Source organism: Chryseobacterium culicis (assembly GCF_002979755.1).
Taxonomy (GTDB): domain Bacteria; phylum Bacteroidota; class Bacteroidia; order Flavobacteriales; family Weeksellaceae; genus Chryseobacterium; species Chryseobacterium culicis_A.
Genome location: NZ_PCPP01000001.1, coordinates 479,881 through 500,531 on the forward strand (window position 1 = coordinate 479,881; position 20,651 = coordinate 500,531).

At 35.4% G+C, this 20,651-nt stretch carries 20 protein-coding genes; 3 read left to right on the forward strand and 17 right to left on the reverse strand.

The annotated features are described in order from the left end of the window. Positions 1–143: 143 nt before the first annotated feature. The 3 genes from CQ022_RS02290 to CQ022_RS02300 all read right to left on the reverse strand — a co-directional run bounded on the left by CQ022_RS02290 (position 144) and on the right by CQ022_RS02300 (position 4,843). Positions 144–911, reverse strand: coding sequence for a methyltransferase domain-containing protein (locus CQ022_RS02290; protein ID WP_105682543.1), 768 nt, complete (start codon positions 909–911; stop codon positions 144–146). Between the two features lie 88 nt (positions 912–999). Continuing rightward, positions 1,000–3,792, reverse strand: coding sequence for an excinuclease ABC subunit UvrA (uvrA, locus tag CQ022_RS02295; protein ID WP_105682542.1), 2,793 nt, complete (start codon positions 3,790–3,792; stop codon positions 1,000–1,002). A gap of 7 nt (positions 3,793–3,799) precedes the next feature. After that, positions 3,800–4,843, reverse strand: a complete 1,044-nt coding sequence (locus CQ022_RS02300) for a hypothetical protein (protein ID WP_105682541.1) — start codon at positions 4,841–4,843, stop codon at positions 3,800–3,802. Positions 4,844–5,296: 453 nt separating this feature from the next. On the opposite strand from CQ022_RS02300, the gene CQ022_RS02305 reads away from it, so the two are divergent. Further along, positions 5,297–7,108: a TonB-dependent receptor plug domain-containing protein gene (locus CQ022_RS02305; protein WP_105682794.1), complete on the forward strand. Its 1,812-nt coding sequence runs from the start codon at positions 5,297–5,299 to the stop codon at positions 7,106–7,108. 71 nt (positions 7,109–7,179) lie between these two features. After that, complete coding sequence (locus CQ022_RS02310) at positions 7,180–7,896, forward strand: DUF2490 domain-containing protein (protein WP_034694295.1); 717 nt, start codon at positions 7,180–7,182, stop codon at positions 7,894–7,896. On the opposite strand, the gene CQ022_RS02315 is transcribed toward CQ022_RS02310, so the two are convergent. The 14 genes from CQ022_RS02315 to CQ022_RS02375 form a co-directional block, all read right to left on the reverse strand. Next, positions 7,893–8,339: a phosphohydrolase gene (locus tag CQ022_RS02315; protein WP_034694511.1), complete on the reverse strand. Its 447-nt coding sequence runs from the start codon at positions 8,337–8,339 to the stop codon at positions 7,893–7,895. The genes CQ022_RS02310 and CQ022_RS02315 overlap by 4 nt on opposite strands. 80 nt (positions 8,340–8,419) lie before the next feature. Next, positions 8,420–8,755: a YegP family protein gene (locus CQ022_RS02320; protein ID WP_105682540.1), complete on the reverse strand. Its 336-nt coding sequence runs from the start codon at positions 8,753–8,755 to the stop codon at positions 8,420–8,422. Between the two features lie 28 nt (positions 8,756–8,783). Beyond that, positions 8,784–9,098 carry a hypothetical protein gene (locus CQ022_RS02325; RefSeq protein ID WP_105682539.1) on the reverse strand — a complete coding sequence of 105 codons (315 nt, stop codon included), beginning with the start codon at positions 9,096–9,098 and terminating at the stop codon, positions 8,784–8,786. A 146-nt stretch (positions 9,099–9,244) separates the two neighbouring features. After that, positions 9,245–11,023 (reverse strand): acyl-CoA dehydrogenase family protein, encoded by a 1,779-nt coding sequence (locus tag CQ022_RS02330; RefSeq protein ID WP_105682538.1) that lies wholly within the window; start codon positions 11,021–11,023, stop codon positions 9,245–9,247. 50 nt (positions 11,024–11,073) lie between these two features. Further along, positions 11,074–11,430 (reverse strand): four helix bundle protein, encoded by a 357-nt coding sequence (locus CQ022_RS02335; RefSeq protein WP_105682537.1) that lies wholly within the window; start codon positions 11,428–11,430, stop codon positions 11,074–11,076. A 32-nt stretch (positions 11,431–11,462) separates the two neighbouring features. Next, complete coding sequence (locus CQ022_RS02340) at positions 11,463–12,641, reverse strand: thiolase family protein (RefSeq protein WP_105682536.1); 1,179 nt, start codon at positions 12,639–12,641, stop codon at positions 11,463–11,465. Positions 12,642–12,724: 83 nt separating this feature from the next. Further along, positions 12,725–12,883, reverse strand: a complete 159-nt coding sequence (locus CQ022_RS23240; RefSeq protein WP_262497576.1) for a four helix bundle protein — start codon at positions 12,881–12,883, stop codon at positions 12,725–12,727. Beyond that, positions 12,880–13,080, reverse strand: coding sequence for a four helix bundle protein (locus CQ022_RS23245; protein ID WP_262497575.1), 201 nt, complete (start codon positions 13,078–13,080; stop codon positions 12,880–12,882). Before CQ022_RS23245 ends, CQ022_RS23240 begins: the two co-directional genes overlap by 4 nt. 39 nt (positions 13,081–13,119) lie before the next feature. Continuing rightward, the gene (locus CQ022_RS02350) at positions 13,120–15,513 is read right to left on the reverse strand and encodes a 3-hydroxyacyl-CoA dehydrogenase/enoyl-CoA hydratase family protein (RefSeq protein ID WP_105682535.1); all 2,394 of its coding nucleotides are present in this window, start codon (positions 15,511–15,513) and stop codon (positions 13,120–13,122) included. A gap of 53 nt (positions 15,514–15,566) precedes the next feature. After that, positions 15,567–16,019, reverse strand: a complete 453-nt coding sequence (locus CQ022_RS02355; RefSeq protein WP_105682793.1) for a MarR family winged helix-turn-helix transcriptional regulator — start codon at positions 16,017–16,019, stop codon at positions 15,567–15,569. Between the two features lie 165 nt (positions 16,020–16,184). Continuing rightward, a complete protein-coding gene (locus CQ022_RS02360; protein WP_105682534.1) occupies positions 16,185–17,108 on the reverse strand; it encodes an ABC transporter ATP-binding protein in 924 nt (307 codons plus the stop codon). 98 nt (positions 17,109–17,206) lie between these two features. Then, positions 17,207–17,584: a GxxExxY protein gene (locus CQ022_RS02365; protein ID WP_105682533.1), complete on the reverse strand. Its 378-nt coding sequence runs from the start codon at positions 17,582–17,584 to the stop codon at positions 17,207–17,209. A 297-nt stretch (positions 17,585–17,881) separates the two neighbouring features. Continuing rightward, positions 17,882–18,853 carry an iron ABC transporter permease gene (locus CQ022_RS02370; protein WP_185126810.1) on the reverse strand — a complete coding sequence of 324 codons (972 nt, stop codon included), beginning with the start codon at positions 18,851–18,853 and terminating at the stop codon, positions 17,882–17,884. Positions 18,854–18,877: 24 nt separating this feature from the next. Then, a complete protein-coding gene (locus tag CQ022_RS02375; RefSeq protein ID WP_105682531.1) occupies positions 18,878–19,438 on the reverse strand; it encodes a TlpA family protein disulfide reductase in 561 nt (186 codons plus the stop codon). 33 nt (positions 19,439–19,471) lie between these two features. On the opposite strand from CQ022_RS02375, the gene CQ022_RS02380 reads away from it, so the two are divergent. Further along, the gene (locus tag CQ022_RS02380) at positions 19,472–20,596 is read left to right on the forward strand and encodes a ferredoxin--NADP reductase (RefSeq protein ID WP_105682530.1); all 1,125 of its coding nucleotides are present in this window, start codon (positions 19,472–19,474) and stop codon (positions 20,594–20,596) included. Positions 20,597–20,651: the final 55 nt, after the last annotated feature.

The following is a 20,651-nucleotide window of genomic DNA, read 5'->3' on the forward strand; positions in this document are numbered from 1 at the left end:
AGAAGCTGTCTCAATAATCCGGCTAGTGGATTTTTGTCATGCTGACGAAGGAAGAATCCCGTTAATAATCAACGATATGGGATACTTCATTTCATTCAGAATGACACTTTTGAGACAGCTTCTTTTAATTCTTATAAGAGTTTTTATTTTTTTCGGCCATACATCAAAATACGCTTAAATGCATAGATTGCCGGATATTTTGTAAATCTTTGAGCGATGCGTGATTTAAATTCGGAAATGAAATTTTCTTTTTGCTCTTTTTCCAAACGCTCAAGATAAGGGAGCAGAGCGGTTCCTGAAATAAATTCATAGAGTGCTTCATGGTCATCTGCAATAATCGGATAAACTTTCTGGAATATTTCAATATCCTGAATTCCGTTGTCAAACAAAATTTGGGCATAATCATCCATTGAAAGTACAGGTGAATCACGGTTGAAATGATTGAGTTGTGAGGCATAAGGTTCTTCGTCTGCCATTTCCGTAAGAATCTGATTCAGGACATTTTCTTTCTGAACAGGCATCTGAATAGCTAACTGCCCATTCTGTGAAAGTAATCCAATGATTTTAGGAAATAACGTTTCGTGATCATCTGCCCACTGTAAAGCGGCATTACTGAAGACAAGATCCCATTTTTGGTCAGACTGCGCTGTTTCTTCAATGGTCTGCAGCTTAAAGTGCAGGTTGTCATTTTCAAATTTTTTCGATTTCTCAAGCATTTCTGCAGATGAATCAATTCCTAAAAATGTAGAGCCTGCCAGTTTTTCTGTCAGAATAGAGGTTTGCTCTCCGGTACCACAGCCTAGGTCAATCGCTTTTATATTGTTTTCAGGCTTGATTAATGCTGCTAAATCATAAAAGGGTTTGTAACGAACATCTTTGTATTGATCATATAATTCGGGATTCCAAGGCATAAAAAATAATTTTGTAATGGGTTAACTTTAATAAAGATAGAGAATCTAAATAAAAAATCGGCTGTTTTTAAAAACAGCCGATTGTATTTTATTGTTCCAATTTTTCCTTGATATATTTTGCGGTGTGTGACTTTTTATTTTTTGTCAGATCTTCAGGAGTTCCTGCAAATACAACTTCTCCGCCATGTTTTCCTGCTTCCGGACCGATATCAATAATATAGTCGGCACATTTGATAATATCAGGCTGGTGCTCAATAACAATCACTGAATGTCCAAGGTCAATCAATGCCTGCAATGATTTCAATAATTTCTGAATATCATGGAAGTGAAGTCCTGTAGAAGGTTCATCAAAGATAAATAAAGTTTTATCTGTTGTTACCCCTTTTACTAGGAATGAAGCCAGCTTCACACGCTGTGCCTCACCGCCGGAAAGGGTAGAAGAGCTTTGTCCCAGCTGAAGATAACCTAAACCTACTTCCTGCAGCGGTCTCAGCTTTGTTACGATCTTCTCTTCATTATTGTCTTTAAAGAATGCCAATGCTTCATCTACGGTCATATGAAGAATATCAGAGATGTTTTTCTCATCGAATCTTACTTCAAGGATTTCATTCTTGAAACGTGTTCCTTTACAAACCTCACATTCAAGCTCGATATCTGCCATAAACTGCATGGAAACATTGATGACACCTTCCCCTTTACATTCATCACATCTTCCTCCGTCTACGTTGAAAGAGAAGTGTTTAGGCTTGTATCCCATCATTTTTGCTACTTTCTGTTTTGCGAAAAGATCACGGATGTCATCATAGGCTTTCAGATAAGTTACCGGGTTTGAGCGGGATGATTTTCCAATCGGGTTCTGATCAATCAGTTCAATATTTTTGATCAGCTTTTTGGGAAATTCTACGGAATCGTAATCTCCTTTTTTACCACCCATTCCTAACTGAATCTGAATGTCATTGGTAAGAATTTCTTTCATTAAAGTAGATTTTCCACTTCCTGAAACTCCGGAAATCACCACCAGACTTTCAAGCGGAACATCTATATCTATGTTTTTAAGATTGTTCTGGCGGGCACCTTTAATGTGAATCCATTCTTTGCCTTTTCTTCGCTTCTTCGGAACCTCAATTTCCAGTCTTCCGGTAAGGTATTCTGAGGTAAGTGTGTTAGCTTTTTTCAGATCTTTATAATCTCCGGCAAATACCAGTTCACCACCAAGATAGCCTGCTTCCGGACCAATATCAATAATATAATCAGCGGCTCTCATTACATCTTCATCATGTTCTACCACAATTACGGTGTTTCCAAGGTCACGAAGATTTTTCAGTACTTCAATCAGGTTTTCCGTATCTTTGGAGTGAAGCCCGATAGAAGGTTCATCCAGAATATAAATAGAACCCACCAGAGAACTTCCTAAGCTTGTAGCAAGATTGATTCTCTGACTTTCTCCTCCCGAAAGGGTATTGGAAGTTCTGTTTAATGTTAAATATCCTAATCCTACTTTTAATAAGAATTCCAGACGGGTGGTGATTTCGTACATCAGTCTTTTAGCCACTTCCTTGTCGTGATCTGAAAGCTTTAATCCGTTGATTAATGGAGAAAGTTCATCCAAAGGAAGTTCAATCATCGACTGGATATTGTGTCCGTCTACTTTTACCCAGTTGGTTTCTTCGCGAAGTCTCAATCCTTCACAGGTAGGACAAAGGGTTTTCCCTCTGTAACGGGAAAGCATCACTCTGTACTGGATTTTATAAAGGTTTTCTTCAAGCATTTTGAAGAAATTATTAATGCATGGGAAATTACTTTTTCCGTCACCTTTCCAAAGGAAGTTTTTCTGTTCTTTTGTTAACTGATGGTAAGGTTTGTGGATAGGGAAGTCACCTGCTTTTTTGATGAAGTCCTTTTTCCATTCGCTCATTGTTTCTCCTCTCCAGCATACGACTGCATCTTCGTAGATGGACAGCGTTTTGTTGGGAACCACAAGGTCTTCATCAATTCCGATTACTTTTCCATATCCTTCACATGCAGGACATGCTCCGTATGGATTATTAAAGCTGAAAAAATGAACATTCGGTTCAAGGAACTCCATTCCGTCCAGCTCAAATTTATTGGAGAATTCTTTTACTTTTTCAGTATCTGTATTCTTTAATGAACAATAGCCACGTCCTTCATAGAATGCCATTTGAATAGAATCGGCAAGCCTCTGTAAAAAACTTTCATCTTCTTCATATGAGAAACGGTCAATAACAAGATTGATTGCCATTCCTTTTTCAGGAGCAAATCCAAAGCTTTCCAGATCTTCAATACCCGCTACATTTCCATTGATCTCCAGTCTTGTGAAACCTGCCAGTTTTAAAACGTTCAGCGTTTCTTTAAAATTGTCTGCATCATATTCCAAAGGAGCCGTCAGTAGAAAAGAAGTATCTTTTTTAGAAGCTTTAATGAAGTCTACTACATCAGAAACCGAATCCTTTTTCACTTCTTCTCCGGAAACCGGTGAAAAGGTTTTCCCGATTCTGGCAAATAAAAGCTTCATATAATCGTAGATCTCTGTAGAAGTTCCCACAGTAGAACGCGGATTGGAAGAAATTACTTTCTGCTGGATGGCAATGGAAGGGGCAAGTCCTTTGATATCATCAACCTTTGGTTTTTCTAATTTCCCCAAAAACTGACGGGCATAAGAACTTAAACTTTCAACATATCTTCTCTGTCCTTCAGCATAAATAGTATCAAAAGCCAAAGAGGATTTACCGCTTCCTGAAACTCCTGTAATAACAATCAGTTTGTTTTTCGGAATCAGGACGTCTATATGTTTCAGATTGTTAAGATGTGCATTCTTAACGAAAATCTGTTTTTTTATATCTATTTCTGTTATGTTAGCCATATTTTGTTTATTCATATAAAGTATATTCTGCCTGGTAGGTATCACCAGTCAGCGTGATTGTTTTATTTCCGTAGCTAATATTTACATTGGCCACAACTTTATTTTCTGATTGAGTGTTGACTCTAACTATTCTTTTCTGGTCATCATAGGAAAATGTTTCAACATAGGCGGGCTCTTTACCATCAAATAATGTGCTCCTCTCAGCCAATAAACCATTTTTATAATTGTAGTTAAAAACAAGTGAGCTGGTACTTGTAGAAGTATTCTTATCTGGATTATATAATGCTTTTATCATTTTTTTTATCCTACGATTTTCATCATAATCATATTGCTGATCTTTTGCTTTATTACCATTAAAAGTAAGGGTATATTTTGTAAGAAGATTATCCGTATAAGAATACTTTTTTTCTATAATGGATTCTTCATCTTTCAGCAAATTTGATAGTATATTGCCCTTCATATCATATGCAAAAGTATGAAAGCTTGTTGATGGCTTTTCCTTGGAAGAAATATATTCACTGGATATTCTAGTCACTTTTCCTGTAGGGGTATATTCATAAGTGCTTATTGTTTTTTCTCCTGTATTTTTTTCAATTACTCTTATTAATCTTCCTTTTTCATATATATATTCACCTTCTTTTCTTTTCTCTGTTATTTTTGAAATATTATTTTTTACATCATAGAATATTTCAGTTTTATTTGTAGGAAAGTCAAGAGATGACTGTTCAAAAGAAATAATTTTGCCCCCTTCTGAGACTGTTTGAAATTCATCTTTTCTTGTTGGTTTGCCAGGTGGCATTTCTGTTATATCGCTGGCAAAAAGTACATTTCCCTGAATATCGAACTTCTTCACTTCGATATTAGTCTCATTTTCTGCTCCCAGTGATTTTTTATGGAATTCTTTAATCTTTTGTTTGCCAATAATCAAATTGATAAGCTCATCCTTTTCTTCTATATCTTCTTCAGGACTAGATATTTTAGGATCCGGATAGGTGAACTGAGCATTTACAAAAATGCCTATAAAAAATATTGAAAAAAAGAATACTTTCATTGTAAAATTAAGACCCACAAAATTACGAAATTTTGGTGAAAATTTTACGCTTATCTTATTGTTAAAAATTATTATTGTAAACGTTAAATGAGAAAGATGAAATCAAAATATTCCATTCAAAAAATGATAGAAATGAATATATTTTGTGGACTTATTTTTATTTTACTGTTTATTTTACAGTGGTTTTTATAAATTTTAAAAATATGTTGTGTTTTTTTATTTAAGTATTGTTTTATGTTGTAAAATTATTTAAAATTGTACCCGTAAATATGTAATATAGAAATGAGAAAATTATTCAGAGATCTAGTTACACATTTAATGAGAAAAAGATAGAATTACTCCCTCACACAGATGCAGCATTATGTTGCATCTTTTTTTATGACAACTATCATTTGCCTGTCTTGGTGAACTCCCTTACTTTTGGACTCTGTTAAAAAAACTACGGAAACGATTATGATCAAAAAGATAGGAAGTGCTTTTTTTCTGGGATCTTTACTTTGGGTAAATGCACAGGAAAAGTCAACAGATATTGAAAGCATTGAATTTCAGGGGAAATTTATCTCTACGCCTTATAAAAGTGCTAATCAGAACATCAGTGTTATCACCAGAGAAGACATTGTAAATTCGCCTGCTAAAAGTATAGACGAAATTCTTCAGCTGGTACCGGGCATGGATATCAGAAGGAGAGGAGCCAATGGGGTGCAAAGTGATATCGGTTTTCGTGGAAGCTCTTTTGAACAGGTTTTACTGATGCTGAATGGAATCAGGATGAATGATTCCCAGACCGGGCATAATAATATGAATATTCCGGTAGATCTGGATGACGTAGAAAGGATAGAAATTATAAAAGGGCCGGCAGCCAGACGTTTTGGTCAGAATGCTTATGCCGGTGTTATCAATATCATTACCAAAGCCACTCCTGGAAAAAGAGTGAAGATAAGTGCGGATGGAGGAGACTACAGTACTTATGGTCTTGGATTCAATGCACAGATTGGAAATGAGAAGTTTACGAACTCTCTTCAGGCCAATTCTGCTTCTTCAGAAGGGTATATGTTCAATACTGATTATGAGATCAGAAATGTATTTTATCAGGGAAAACTGAATATCAAAAACGGAGATGTAAAAGTACAGGCTGGTTTTTCAGAAAAGAAATTCGGAGCTAATGGTTTTTATGCTTCCAGTGCTGCCACAAAACAGTATGAGGAAACACAGGCTTCTATAGTAAGTGTAGCCCATCAGCAGACTTTTGGAAAGCTAAAGCTTAATTCAAATGTATATTGGAGAAGAGGACAGGATATGTACCTTTATGACAGATGGAATCCGGATTTTTACAGAAATATGCACATCGGAAATAATGTAGGAGGAGAAGTTAATTCCAGCTATCAATGGGGATTGGGAACAACCGGAATTGGTGTGGAATTGAGAAAGGAATTTCTTGCGAGCAGTAATTTAGGAAACAGAAACCGTTTTGTCTCTCAGGTTTTCTTTGAACATCATTTTTCATTACTGGATAAAAAACTGAACATCAGTCCGGGAATTTCGTGGGCTAACTATTCTAAGGAAGGTAATTTTTTCTATCCGGGGCTTGATGTAGGGTATAACTTTAATACCAATAATAAAATCTACGGAAATATCGCAAAAGTACACCGTATTCCTACTTTTACCGATCTTTATTACATCAGTAAAACGGAACAGGGAAATCCTGATTTACGACCTGAAAATGCTGTTTCATCGGAGGTAGGATATCAGTATCAGGATCGTAAAATCTTAGCGAAAATCAGCGGGTTTTTAAGAAATTCCAGCAATTCTATTGACTGGGTGAAAAAAGACCTGAATGATAAAGTATGGTATGCCCAGAATGTAGGAGATATTAAAACCAGAGGGATTGAAGCAGAGTGGAGCCATAGACCTGTAGATTGGTTAAAATACACGGTTGGATATACTTATCTCGACAGCAAATATGAAGAAAAAGATGGCCTTGTTTCAAGATATATTCTGGATAATCTGAGACACCAGTTTGTTTCCAAATTAGAAGTAAAATTCCTGAAAAATTTCACCAATGAGCTTGTTTACCGTTACAATGAAAGGGTAAATCTGGGAACCTATAATCTTGTAGATGAGAAGCTAAGCTTTGCTAAGAAAGACTACTCAGTGTATGTGTTGATTAACAATATTACCAATACAAAATATACGGAAGCATTTGGAGTGGCAATGCCGCAAAGATGGTTCCACATTGGGTTTTCTTATACAATTAATATTAAGTAAATGTTAATTCGAAATGAATAAAAGTTAATATTAACAAATTGTTAAAAAATATACATTTGCAAAAATTTTTTATGAAACGTCTTATAGGCTTAGGTTTACTACTTGGAATTTCTTTTTTTAAAGCACAGGAACATATTTCCAGCTTCAATGCAGTGACTCTGACGTATAAGTTTCATCCTAAATTTTTCCTTTATGCAGAAGGGCAGATGCGTGGTAACGAAGATTATACCTACCCTGATTATTATGAAATAAAAGGGGGATTAGGGTATAATCTTACCAAGAATCACAAACCTTTCGTAGGATTGGGAAGATATGTGAACTATAAAGAGCATAGCTTAAGCAGAGAGGAATTCAGGGTATGGCTTCAGGATGTTATCGATATTAAAAAAGGTATCGTGAAGTTCGAAAACCGTTTTCGTGCTGAAAAGAGTTGGTTCTATGAGCCTAAAACAGATCAGACTTCCCAGAGAATGCGTTACAGATACCGTTTGAATGTAAGTGTTCCTTTAAATGCGAAAACCATCAAGAAAGGAACTGTTTTCGCCAATGCCTATGACGAAGTTTTCTTTGTCTCTCCGATGAAGCCTACTTTTGCCAGAAACAGAGTTTACGGCGGTTTCGGCTATCAGATCGATGATTATTTTGGAATTGTGAGCGGATATCTGTGGCAGCGTGAATTCGAAGCAAAAGGAAATAAAAATTTACATTTCGTTTACCTTGCGTTAAACATTAATATCGACGGAACAGACCATCACACGAAAACTTACGATTTCCCGGGTGCGGATTAATATTTCTCTATCAGATAACGGTAGGCTTTCAGATATTTATTGAACCTTTTGATGTCTTTGGGAGTAAGCTCTCTGTTTACTCTTCTAAGATCCATATTATCACGAAGGTCATTCAGTTTTACGGCAACAGAAAGGAGAGATCTTTCTGTTCTTTTGATAAATTCATCGTAATCTTCTTCCGGATCAAGCTTCGTAAGACAGCTGATGGCAAAAATAATATATTCTGGAAATCCTTCCGATCTTAAATAATCCAGGCTGAACTCCAGTGGATGATCTTCTACTACATCATGCAGTACCCCAACGATTTTTTCATCCAATGTTTTACCATAGTTCATCACACGCATCACGTGGGCGATGTATGGAGCATGGTATTTATCAGTTTGTCCTTTATGAGCCTTATCGGCAATTTTGATTGCTTTATTCAGTAATTCTTCTTTTGTCATTTCTAATGAAAAATAGACTACAAAAATAAAAAATGCCTTAAAAAATAAAGCATTTTTATCAAGAATATTTCAGATGATTTTTAGATGATGGTTTCATCCTCTATATGAGCATGTGGCGCATTGTTTTTTACAGATTCGATTCCATTTTCCATGCCGTTGTCAGATTCATACATTTGGCTGGTTCCTATGATCTGTCCGTTTCCGGCTTTAAGGTTGAAATAACATCGGCCATCATTGGCTGTATTTCTTTCAAATTTGGCATCTTCCTGTGAGTTGGTTTTTACAGTCCCGATTCCGTTTTCGCAGGATGGCTTGGTACTGTATCCCTGACTGGTTAAAATTACCTGTCCGTTTCCCGCCTTGAGGTTAAACTGAAAGTCTCCGTTTGTTCTTTTAGAGATAATAAATTTTCCCATGGTAATAGTTTTTTAGTTTGTGTTGTGTTTATTTGGATGGCGTTATCTTTTTCCGATCTACCTGAAGTTTATCGGGGGTAATCGCGTTTAAAATTTTATATTGTGAATAATCCTTTGAGGACTCTTTTAAAGCCAGGTAAAGAATTGTATCATTGGGTTTAACGGTCAATATCTTGTAAAGTTCTTTCTGAGAATGATCTGATTTAAGAGCAAAAGATCCTGGAAACTTCCCTTTAGAAACGATTTTTGTGGTATCAATCTTGGGAACAGGGATTACGTTATCTTTTTTTTGGGCTGAAAAAGCTACTGAAATAAGAAGAAGGGGAAATAATAGAATTCTCATGTGTTTATTAATTTATAATAAAAATAATAATTTTTTTTGAATAACTTTATATAATGCCTTGAAATTCAATGATGGATATTGGGAATACAGGTGAAAAAAAAGCGCCTCAAAAATGAGACGCTAAATCAAATTTATGTTATTAAAGACTAATAAGCTCCTTTTTCGATATAGTGTGCTGCTACTTTTTCAGTAAGAGCTACTACATTCGGATGATTGGTATACTTTGTGAATCTTCTTAATCCAGAAAGCATCATTCTCTGCTCATCTCCTTCAGCAAAAGAAACGATTCCTTCTTTAGCCGCAGTGATGATTTTCTCAACAGCTTTGTAAAGGTTCAGTTGAGCCATAGCTGCTTCCACAGATTCAGGAGTGAAATGTTTCTCTGCTCTTAATATTGCAGATTCTGCCATATAGATCTGGTTAAGGATTTCAGAAGCATTCAATAATAAATGTTGTTGTTTCTCAATATCCATCATGAATTTCTGTAGTGCTGCTCCGGAAACCATTAAGAATACTTTCTTAAGATTAGCAATAATTGCTTTTTCTTCACTCATGAATTCTGAATAGTCAGGAACTTCAAATGAAGGGATACCCATCAATTCTTTGCTGATTGCCATTGCAGGAGATAAAAGATCTAATTCACCTTTCATTGCTCTCTTAATAAGCATTCCTACCGCTAATAATCTGTTGATTTCATTGGTACCTTCATAGATTCTACCAATTCTGGCATCTCTCCATGCAGATTCCATTGGTGTATCTTCTGAGAATCCCATTCCTCCATAAATCTGGATTCCTTCATCCGCTGTATTTTGAGTAAGGTCAGAAACGAAAACTTTAAGGATAGAAGCTTCTACTGCAAATTCTTCAACCCCTTTTAATTCCGCTTGTTGATGATCCATTCCGCCAGCAACTAATTCTGCAATTTTATCTTCAACATTTTTTGCTAAACGGTAAGAACCAGCTTCACTCACAAAAACTCCGGTTGACATTTCTGCAATTTTCTTTCTGATTGCTCCGAAAGTAGAAATAGAAACACCAAATTGCTTTCTTTCATTTGAATATTGAATAGCATGGTTTAAAATTCTTCTTTGTCCGTCAAGGTTTGCAGCAGCTAATTTAATTCTACCAACATTTAATGCATTCAAAGCGATTTTAAAACCGTTGTTTCTTTCACCCAACATATTTTCAACAGGAACTTTCATATCATTGAAGAAAACCTGACGAGTAGAAGAGGAACGAATCCCTAATTTATGTTCTTCTTCACCAAATGTTAAACTTTCCGGATTTTCTAATTCCGAACGGTTGACTACAAAACCTGTAATATTTTTATCATCATCAATTTTTGCAAATAATGTGAAAGTATCTGCAAAACCTGCATTGGAAATCCACATTTTTTGTCCATTGATAATATAATGTTTACCGTCTTCAGACAATTTTGCTCTTGTTTTCCCTGAATTGGCATCAGATCCTGCATCCGGCTCAGTTAAACAATAGGCTCCGAATTTTGTTCCTGTAGCCAAATCCGGAAGGTATTTCTTTTTCAATTCTTCACTTCCGTAAAGCAAAGTAGGAAGAGTTCCGATTCCCGTGTGTGCTCCATAAGCTGTTGCTAATGATCCATTTCCTCCGGAAACATAATCGCAAGCCAACATCGTGCTCACAAATCCCATTCCCAAACCTCCATATTCTTCAGGAACTGTAATTCCTAACAGTCCCATTTCTCCTAATTTACGCATTGTTTCTTCCGTCAATGCATAATCCTTTTTCTCAAAACGATCATGTTGTGGAATAACTTCTCTGTCAATAAATTCTTTAGCAGAATCACGAAGCATTTTTTGTTCTTCAGAAAGTTCTTCCAAAGAGAAAATTTCATTAGCTGGAATTTGTTTAATTAGGAATTCCCCACCTTTAAGTATATTGCTCATTTGTTATTATTTTAAATTTTAGATTATAAATTTTAAATTAGATTTTGTTGTTATAAATTTTCAGATGACGTTTTAATGATTTTAGTTAAAATATTAATGATCATTTCAATATCTTTTAAATATGAATTGATCTCAATTTGAACGAGATTTGAAGAATCATAAAGTTTCAGCCAATATCTTGTTTCTCTCGCTTCTTTATTTGCAATAGAGAGCTTTGATATGAAATTTTTTTTTGATTGAGCTGCTATAGCTTCTTCTACATTTGCTCCAATGGAAGTCCCAGAACGAAGAATTTGTTTTGATAAAATAAACTCGTTTTGAGACTTGCACTCAGTATAAAATTTTATTATTCTTAAGGCAAAATCAAAAGTTTTTATTTGGATCAAATTGTCTTCTTTGAAACCCATTGCATCTAAAATTTATAATTTAAAATCTATAATTAAAGAAGTTCAAAGATTGAAGCCGCGCCTTGCCCCGTTCCAACACACATGGAAACCATCCCGTATTTGTTTCCGCGCTTTCTCATTTCGTCAAGAAGCTGAACCGTAAGTTTTGTTCCGGTACATCCAAGTGGATGTCCAAGAGCAATAGCTCCTCCGTTTACGTTTAAGATATCAGGATTTAATCCTAATTCTTTCTTAATAGCAACTGATTGAGATGCGAAAGCTTCGTTAAGCTCGATCAAGTCGATATCTTTTAGTTCTAATCCTGCTTGTTTTAATGCTTTTGGAATAGCATAGATTGGTCCCATACCCATGATTCTTGGTTCTAATCCGGCTGCAGCATAAGCCACTAATCTTGCTTCAGGCTCCAATCCTAATTCTTTTACCATTTCCTCACTCATTACCATTACAAAGGCGGCTCCGTCACTCATTTGAGAAGAGTTTCCGGCAGTTACGCTTCCTCCGTTGGCAAATACGGGTCTTAATTTTGCTAAACCAGCTAAAGAAGTGTCTGCTCTAGGTCCTTCATCTATTGAAAAATCAAACTTTTTAGTCTGCATTTTCTGATTTTCATCCAGAAAGTTATATTCTACAGGAATCGGAACAATCTGGTTGGCAAATTTTCCTTCCTGATTAGCTTTTAAAGCCTTCATGTGAGATTCAAAAGCAAACTGATCCTGTTCTTCTCTTGTGATATTGTATTGTTTTGCTACTTCTTCAGCAGTGTAACCCATTCCCCAATAGTAATCAGGGTTGGTTTTTGCGATATCTGTTTCAGGAACCGGTTTGTAACCTCCCATTGGAATGTATGACATAGATTCAGTACCACCAGCGATGATACAATCTGCCATACCAGCCTGAATTTTTGCAGAAGCAATCGCGATCGCCTCACTTCCTGAAGCACAGTATCTGTTTACGGTTACTCCCGGAACTTTATCTGTATTCAACCCCATCAAAGAGATCAGACGTGCAACGTTCAGCCCTTGTTCAGCTTCCGGCATTGCATTTCCTACGATAAGGTCATCAATTCTGTTTTTATCTAATTGTGGAAGCTCAGCCATTAATTTTTCAATAACGGTAGCTGCCATGACATCAGGTCTTGTAAATCTTAAACTTCCTTTTGGAGCTTTTCCAACGGCAGTTCTGAAACCTTTTACTATGTATGCTGTTTTCATTTTTTGTAAATTTTTGTAAAATGTATAATGTAAAATGTCAGTTGTACTTTATTCAGTAGTACTGCATAATACCTTGTACGATTCTATTTTGAATAATTTTGTTTTAATTTAATTATCATATTTTGAATATGTCTGATTTCTGTCATTAGTAAATCAAAATCATTTTTCTGTATAAATTCCAAATCATTAGCAATTATGATTTGAGTTTCAAATTCAAATGAAGAACCTAATGCAATGTTCAAGAATTGACAAAATTGAGGATTGGTATCTCTCTTCCTGCTCCTTCAGCAATATTAGATGGGATAGAATATAAACTCCTCCTAGTTTGTGAGGTCAACCCAAATAACTCATCTTTAGGAAAATCTTTTGAAATTACATAATAATGCTTACAAAGCAGAATTGATTTCTTCCAGACTTCTAAATCCCTAAAGTTATGCATGCCAATACTTTTTACATTTTACATCCGACATTGTACAAATTAATTTCTTAATGGTTTTCCGTTCTGTAGCATGTACTGGATTCTCTCAAGAGTTTTTCTCTCACCACAAAGTTGAAGGAAGGTTTCTCTTTCAAGGTTCAACAGATATTGTTCTGTTACCACTGTTGGTTCAGATAAGTTTCCACCTACCATTACGTTGGCTAGCTTATCAGCAATTTTCTTATCGTGTGCAGAGATGAAGTTTCCGGTTAGCATCTGGTCTGTTCCTACGTAGAACATTCCTAATGCATCTTTACCAAGAACTTTTACTTTCTGCTCGATAGGTTGGGTATATCCTTGTTCTGCTAATAATTTTGCTACTTTTTTAGCTTCTGCTATCTGTCTGTTTTTGCTTACGGAAACAATGTCTTTTCCTTTTTCAAGGATTCCCATATCGTAAGCTTCATAAGCTGAAGTTGCTACTTTACCCATTGCGATATTCATGAAAGCATCACGAAGTCTGTTATTTTTAACATCATCGTTGTGGAATTCTCTGGAAGTTCTTAAAGTCAATTCTTTAGTACCACCACCACCAGGAATTACTCCAACTCCTGTTTCAACAAGTCCGATATAGGTTTCTGCTGCAGCAACCACTCGGTCTGCATGCATTGTCATTTCGCATCCTCCACCTAGAGTCATTCCGTGAGGTGCTACCACAACAGGAATAGAAGAGTAACGTACTCTCATCATTGATTTCTGGAAGTAAGCGATGGCCATATTCAAATCATCCCAATCCTGCTCGATAGCCATCATAAGGATCATAGCAAGGTTAGCACCTACAGAGAAATTAGCTCCCTGGTTTCCTACAACCAATCCATCGTATTCTTTTTCTGCTAAATCAATTGCTCTGTTTAATCCATCAAGAACTTCGCCTCCAAGAGAGTTCATTTTTGAACGGATCTCGAAGTTGATGATACCGTCTCCTAAATCTTCAATAGCAGCCCCTGAATTACTCCAAAGTGTTTTATTTTTTCTGATGTTATCTAAGATGATGAATGCATCCTGACCTGGGATTTTGTTGTATTCTCCTGAATTTTTATCCACGTAAATACTTTGTCCTTCGTCATTAACTTTATAGAAAGTCTCTACATTTTTCACCCAGTCTGAAACTTCATATCCAGCGTCTTTAGCCAGTTCAATACCTTTTTGAACGCCTACAGCATCCCAGATCTCAAATGGTCCGTTTTCCCATCCGAAACCAGCTCTCATGGCATCGTCAATTTTATAAACTTCATCAGAAATTTCAGGAACTTTATGAGACACATAAGCGAATAATGCTCCTAAAGATTTTCTGTATAATTCGCCGGCTTTATCTTTACCTCCGATCAGAACTTTGAATCTGTCAATTGGTTTATCGATAGCTTTTGTTAATTCCAGAGTAGGGAATGATGATTTTCCTTGAAGTTCATATTCCAAAGTATCAAGGTTTAATCCGTGAATTTCAGATTTTCCTTCTGCATTTTTCACTTTTTTATAGAACCCTTGTTCTGTTTTTGAACCCAGCCATTTATTATCCATCATTTTCTGGATATAAGGAGGAAGGGCAAATACATCATTGAAATCATTTGCTTCAGCACCGCTTTGACGAACGCCGTTGGCTACCATTACCAGAGTATCAAGACCTACAACATCAGCTGTTCTGAATGTTGCTGATTTTGGACGGCCGATCACAGGACCTGTTAATTTATCAACATCAGAAACGGTAAGTCCTAGTTTCTGTACATTGTGAAGAAGATCCATCATAGAGAATACCCCGATTCTGTTGGCGATGAAAGCTGGAGTATCTTTAGCTAAAACTGTTGTTTTACCTAAGAATTTAGCTCCGTAATTCATATAGAAATCAATGATTTCCGGAGCAGTATCATTTGTTGGAATAATCTCAAGAAGAGGAAGATATCTTACCGGATTAAAGAAGTGAGTTCCTGCAAAATATTTTTTGAAATCCTCGCTTCTTCCTTCTGTAAGGAAATGAATAGGAATACCGGATGTATTAGAAGAAATTAATGTTCCCGGTTTTCTGAACTGTTCAATTTTTTCATATACAGACTTTTTGATATCAAGTCTTTCTACTACTACTTCAATGATCCAGTCAGTATTTTTTATTTTCGGCAAATCATCATCGAAGTTTCCGATGGTAATTCTGTCTGCAAACTTTGGTGAATAAAGAAGTGCAGGACTTGCTTTTTTAAGTTTTTCAAAGTTTTCGGAAGCAATTCTGTTTCTTACTACCTTGTCATCTTTGGTCAAACCTTTTTTCTGTTCAGCTTCAGTAAGTTCAAAAGGAACAATATCCAAGAGTGATACTTCAACGCCGATATTGGCGAAGTGAGCAGCGATACCGCTTCCCATAATCCCTGAACCAAGAACCGTTACATGTTTGATTCTTCTTTTCATATGTAAATTTTTATTTGTATAAGATTATATGAACCCGAAGGTTTCATCATAATTTATTTTCTGTTATTTAATAATTCGTTTGCTATTTTCATGATTTCACCCATTACATCTTTGAAAGCTTCAAGCTTTTCAGGGGCAATTTTTTCCATTACCTTTTTGTTGAAATTCACAACAACTTCCTTAGACATGTTTCTTGAGTTGAGTCCTTTATCCGTAAGTTTGATGATAACCTCTCTTTTATCAGTGGTTGTTTTTTCCTTATAGATATATCCGTTATCTTCCAGAAGTTTGATAATTCTGGTTAATGAAGTAGGCTCAATAGCCATCTTTGGACCCAAGTTGGTACTTCGGGTTCCTTCTTTGGGATCAATTTTAAGAAGAGTAAGGGCTTGCACCGCTGTGGAATCATGTTCCTGGGCTAATTCTGTGTACATTTTAGAAACAGCCAACCAGGTCTGCTTTAAAATTAAATCTACGTTTTCTATTTTTTCCTTATTATTATCCATCATTTTTGCGCCAATGGTTTTACCCAAATTTAATAAATATTATGCATGCATAATATTTATTAACGTTAAATTTTGTTAATAACCTGGAAATAAACGGATTAAATTGTATGATTAGCATAATACTATGCATGCATAGTATATGAAATAATCAATTAAAACGTAGTATTAATGAATGTTTTGGATTAAATTGATGATTTCTTCAAAAGATTCACATTGATAGATGGCGGAATCTTTAGTAATTACCCAAAAAGTGTTCTGAAACTCGAAATTAAGGTCAGAGAGGTCTTTTTGGAAGTTTTTTTGAAGCAGAGAATACAGTATTTCCTTGTGAAACTGCGGTGCCGAGATAAAAGGCGGAATAAAAGTCTCGTTGAATTGAAATAATGAGGCGTTGGTGAGTTCATCATGCTGAAGCAAAATATCCTCCACAATCCCTGAATACAAATGGTTTTCCTTTACATACCATATTTTATCGGCAAACTCTTTGGCCAGCCGCCAGTCATGGGAAGAAAACAGGATAAGTTTGTTCTGTTCTTTAGCCAGTTTTCTTAAGGTTTTTAGGATAATGATTTTATTTTTCTCATCCAGATGGGTAGTCGGTTCATCCAGAATAATGATAGGAGAATTCTGGGTAATCGCCCGCCCGATAAATGCTTTTTGAAGATTTCCGTCTGACAGGTTTTTCAGAAGGGTATATCTGTATTGATTTAAATCCAGTTCCTCAATAATATGAGCAACTTCTTCGCGGTCTTCTTTTTTTAATTCAAAATAAAAAGGGTAGTAGATGTATTTTCCCAGAGAAATAAGATCCTCAACTGTATAATGCTGTGGAATAACCGATTTTGAAAAAACAATGGCAATATTTTCCGCTACTTCTTTTACAGAAAGATGCTTTATATTTTTTCCGCCAATAGAAATCTCTCCATTGAGTAACGGGAGCTGATGCAGAATAGATTTGATTAATGTTGTTTTTCCCACACCATTATTACCAATCAGCAGACCTACATCACCGAGCTTTAAATTTGCATTGGCATTGGAGATTAATGTGGTGTTGTGGCCGATATGAGCCTGTTTGATCTGTAGGTGCATGCTTTTGTTGGTTATACGCGAAGGCGCAAATTGTTTTACAAAAATAATGTTTTAAGGCGCAAGGAATTTGACTTTGTCAAATTTTTATCCCGTTTATTTTATAAGTTGTTTACAATTCTTGTGACACCGTTTTTGAAAACATCAGATTGAAAATTGAGAAGCATTCCTAATTTGCAGTTTGACATTTTTAAATAGGTTAATAGCTGAGCTTTATGAGTAGGGCTAATGTAATCAACGGTTTTTATTTCTAAAATCACTTTGTTTTCAATCATCAGGTCGAGTTTAAAAGCATTGTCTATTTTCAAATCTTCATAAACAATTGGGAGGAACTTTTGTTTTTCTACTGAAAATCCAGCTTTTGTTAATTCATAGAACATACATTCTTCATATACATGTTCAAATAAACCTGCTCCAAGCTTTTTATGAATTTTTAATCCTGTTTCAAAAACAGTTTTTGATAGTTCATTTTCTGTCATTTGTGATGTCTTATTGAACTTAAATATATGAATTGTTAGGTAAGTAGAGGAATGTAGGAGCAATAATTTTTTTAGACATGCTATTGGGTAAACGCAAAGGCGCAAAAAAAACTATTAAAAGCGTTATATTTTATTAAGGCGCAAAGATTTTATCGTAGATAAAATTGAATACTGAATATTTAAAGCCATAGAATCATATACTCGACGCTTGCTGAAAATCTTTGATTTTCTTGCGTCTTAAAAATATGTAGATTTTAATAGTTTTTTTTGCGTCTTTGCGTTTTCCAACAAAAAAATCTAAACCTTATTCTGCTTTAAAAGCATCATCAGAATCACAGGAATACCGAATACAGAGCTTATCACATTCAAAGGGATCTGTGTTTTCTCCGCAATGACCGAGAAGAATAACATAATTAGCATTCCCAAAAACATATTAAGAATCCATTGCTGCCATAATTTTGAAGGATTATAAACGAGTCTGCAGAAGTGAGGAACAATAATTCCGATAAATAAAATAGGGCCTAAAAATGCCGTAACAGAAGCTGAAAGTAGGGAAGAGGCTACTATTATTAAGAGTTTCAGCTGTTTCAGATTTACTCCTAAACTTTGTGCATAGGAATTGCCTAGAGAATTTCCAATAAGTGGTTTTATAGCCCTGAAACAAATAAACATTCCCATTGAAACCAATATAAGCAGTATATAAATCTGATTTCTCGTTACCATATTATTCGCTCCGAAAGACCATAAAATATAGTTTTTCAGACTTTGGTTTTCTGCATAAAACTGAAGGAGAGAAACAATTGCTCCGGCAAAAGCTGAAACCAGAAATCCGAAAATAATAAGATACGATTTGTCCTGAAACCTATTTGACATTGAGAGCAGTATCAACATTAATAGTAAGCTTCCTCCAATAGCTGATAAGCTGAGAAAACTATTCTGTAAAAATTCAGGAAGGAAAATGTTATGGGAAAAGAAAATGTAAAAGGCAACCGATAAACTGGCAACCGAAGTGATTCCTAATATATCAGGTCCTGCCAGCGGATTTTGAAAATATTCCTGCATCAGAAAACCTGAGGTAGGAATTGAAATTCCGGCCAGCATCATAACCAGAACACGGTTGATACGGATTTCTGCAATTTGATTATGAGCAGAGTCTTGAAAGAAATCCTGGAAGCTTAAATGTAAAAATCCTGTGTTCAGATTAATGACAGCGCTTGCAATAATGGCAATCACGAATAATAAACACAGGATTTTAAATCTTTTTGACATGATTCAGAAAGAGTTCAGTCTATTTTATTTTAGGAAAGAATCGATTTTTGAATTCAATACATCTTCTGTCATCATTCCCAGATATTCATCGGTTTTATCTCCTTTTCTCATGAAAGTAAAAGGAATAGAACCTCCGTCCCATTGCTTGAAGTTATTATGGAAAAAGTTTTGATCCAATTTTTGTCCATCCAGTAAGATAATGTTTCCTCCCAATTTTTGTTCAGTAGCAAAGTTTTTAACAGCACCTTCCCAATCTGCCTTTTCATCAAGATTTACAAAAGTGAACTTTACAGGCTTTCCTTTTAATTCTTCCATTTTACTTTTAAAACTTGGAATCTCTCTCATACATGGACCGCACCAGGTGGCAAAAAAATTGGTTACATATAAAGTATCATTGTTTTTTGCTAAATGCTGGCTTACATTTTCAGGAGAAAATTCTTTGGGAATGGCTGTACTTCCTTCATTTTCTGTATTTTGAGATACGGAAACAGAGTCTGCAGCTGCAGTGTTTTCAGTTTTCTGACCTTCTTTTTTACAGCTGTACAATGCAGTAAGAAGTAACGTGGATAAAATTATCTTCTTCATAAATTATTTTTTATCTATTTTTGAATTGAAGTTATGGAACAACAAATCTATAAAGGGAAACTGATACAGTTTCATCCGTTAAAAATAGCGAAAAAGGAAGAGCTGACCAAAAATACTTTTTCTCTGGAGTTTGATATTCCTGAGAATTTAAAGGAAAATTTCAGGTTTGAAGCAGGACAGTTCGTCAGCATACGATTTCAATCCCATGGGGAAGAGGTTATTAATGATTATTCAATGACTTCAGCCCCTTATGAAGGTAAAATCTGTCTGGGGATCAAAATAAATTCTGCTGAAGGAGCAACCTCTCAGTTATTTCAAAACTATAATACAGGTGATGAACTGTGGGTGAGTGAACCTGCAGGGAGATTTACCATTGTATCTAAACCCAGTGAATTCAGGACTATTGTAGCTTTTTCTGCGGGGATAGGAATTACTCCTATTTTGAGTCACTTTAAAAATATTCTTCACAACGAACCCAGAACAAGATTGTTTTTGTTTTTTGGAAATAAAAGTTCAGAAGATCTGGTTTATCGTGAGCAGTTGGATAATCTTGCCAGAACATGTGGTGACAGACTTCAGATATTTTATTTTTTCTCACAGGAAAAAACTGCAGATCAGTTTTTCTACGGTAGGCTGGACGAGAAAAAATTACATCTTATCATCAATCAGATCCTTCATTTGGATGATACAGATGAAGAATCTACCATTTGGGATGCTGTAGATGAAGTATTGATCTGTGGAAAAGGAGAAATGATCAAGACATTGGCCAATGCATGCTATCACCACGGAATTCCGAAAAAGAATATCCATTTTGAACTTTTTGAAGAATTTAATGATGATATTTATCCTGTAGAAAAAGAATTTCCTCTGATTGAAAATATAGAAGTGGAATTTACCATGCTGGGAAAAAAATATACGACACATCTTGCTGATAATAAGGATAAAATCCTTCAACAGCTTCTTATTCAGAAATTTCCGGTTCCTTATTCATGTAAGTCAGGAATCTGTGGAAGTTGTGAATGTTCTTTAGAGGAAGGAGAGGTGGAACTGTTGGAAAATGAGTATCTTACCGAAAAAGAAGAAAAACAGGGACGTATATTGGCTTGCATGTCTATAGTGAAAAGTAAAAAAATAAAGCTTAACTTTGATCTTAGTTGAGAGTTATTAGGAACATATTTAACTTGGGTTTTATATCATTGGAATTGGGAATTCT

What these genes read in the sequence shown, in the direction of transcription:
- CQ022_RS23245 (WP_262497575.1), bottom strand. Translation starts at nt 13,080, where the DNA reads ATGCATAACTTTAGGGATTTAGAAGTCTGGAAGAAATCAATTCTGCTT.
- CQ022_RS02360 (WP_105682534.1), bottom strand. Translation starts at nt 17,108, where the DNA reads ATGCACCTACAGATCAAACAGGCTCATATCGGCCACAACACCACATTA.
- CQ022_RS02330 (WP_105682538.1), bottom strand. Translation starts at nt 11,023, where the DNA reads ATGAGCAATATACTTAAAGGTGGGGAATTCCTAATTAAACAAATTCCA.
- CQ022_RS02300 (WP_105682541.1), bottom strand. Translation starts at nt 4,843, where the DNA reads ATGAAAGTATTCTTTTTTTCAATATTTTTTATAGGCATTTTTGTAAAT.
- CQ022_RS02380 (WP_105682530.1), top strand. Translation starts at nt 19,472, where the DNA reads ATGGAACAACAAATCTATAAAGGGAAACTGATACAGTTTCATCCGTTA.
- CQ022_RS02370 (WP_185126810.1), bottom strand. Translation starts at nt 18,853, where the DNA reads ATGTCAAAAAGATTTAAAATCCTGTGTTTATTATTCGTGATTGCCATT.
- CQ022_RS02350 (WP_105682535.1), bottom strand. Translation starts at nt 15,513, where the DNA reads ATGAAAAGAAGAATCAAACATGTAACGGTTCTTGGTTCAGGGATTATG.
- CQ022_RS02315 (WP_034694511.1), bottom strand. Translation starts at nt 8,339, where the DNA reads ATGACAAAAGAAGAATTACTGAATAAAGCAATCAAAATTGCCGATAAG.
- CQ022_RS02365 (WP_105682533.1), bottom strand. Translation starts at nt 17,584, where the DNA reads ATGACAGAAAATGAACTATCAAAAACTGTTTTTGAAACAGGATTAAAA.
- CQ022_RS02325 (WP_105682539.1), bottom strand. Translation starts at nt 9,098, where the DNA reads ATGAGAATTCTATTATTTCCCCTTCTTCTTATTTCAGTAGCTTTTTCA.
- CQ022_RS02320 (WP_105682540.1), bottom strand. Translation starts at nt 8,755, where the DNA reads ATGGGAAAATTTATTATCTCTAAAAGAACAAACGGAGACTTTCAGTTT.
- CQ022_RS02375 (WP_105682531.1), bottom strand. Translation starts at nt 19,438, where the DNA reads ATGAAGAAGATAATTTTATCCACGTTACTTCTTACTGCATTGTACAGC.
- CQ022_RS02305 (WP_105682794.1), top strand. Translation starts at nt 5,297, where the DNA reads ATGATCAAAAAGATAGGAAGTGCTTTTTTTCTGGGATCTTTACTTTGG.
- CQ022_RS02355 (WP_105682793.1), bottom strand. Translation starts at nt 16,019, where the DNA reads ATGGATAATAATAAGGAAAAAATAGAAAACGTAGATTTAATTTTAAAG.
- CQ022_RS02290 (WP_105682543.1), bottom strand. Translation starts at nt 911, where the DNA reads ATGCCTTGGAATCCCGAATTATATGATCAATACAAAGATGTTCGTTAC.
- uvrA (WP_105682542.1), bottom strand. Translation starts at nt 3,792, where the DNA reads ATGGCTAACATAACAGAAATAGATATAAAAAAACAGATTTTCGTTAAG.
- CQ022_RS02335 (WP_105682537.1), bottom strand. Translation starts at nt 11,430, where the DNA reads ATGGGTTTCAAAGAAGACAATTTGATCCAAATAAAAACTTTTGATTTT.
- CQ022_RS02340 (WP_105682536.1), bottom strand. Translation starts at nt 12,641, where the DNA reads ATGAAAACAGCATACATAGTAAAAGGTTTCAGAACTGCCGTTGGAAAA.
- CQ022_RS02310 (WP_034694295.1), top strand. Translation starts at nt 7,180, where the DNA reads ATGAAACGTCTTATAGGCTTAGGTTTACTACTTGGAATTTCTTTTTTT.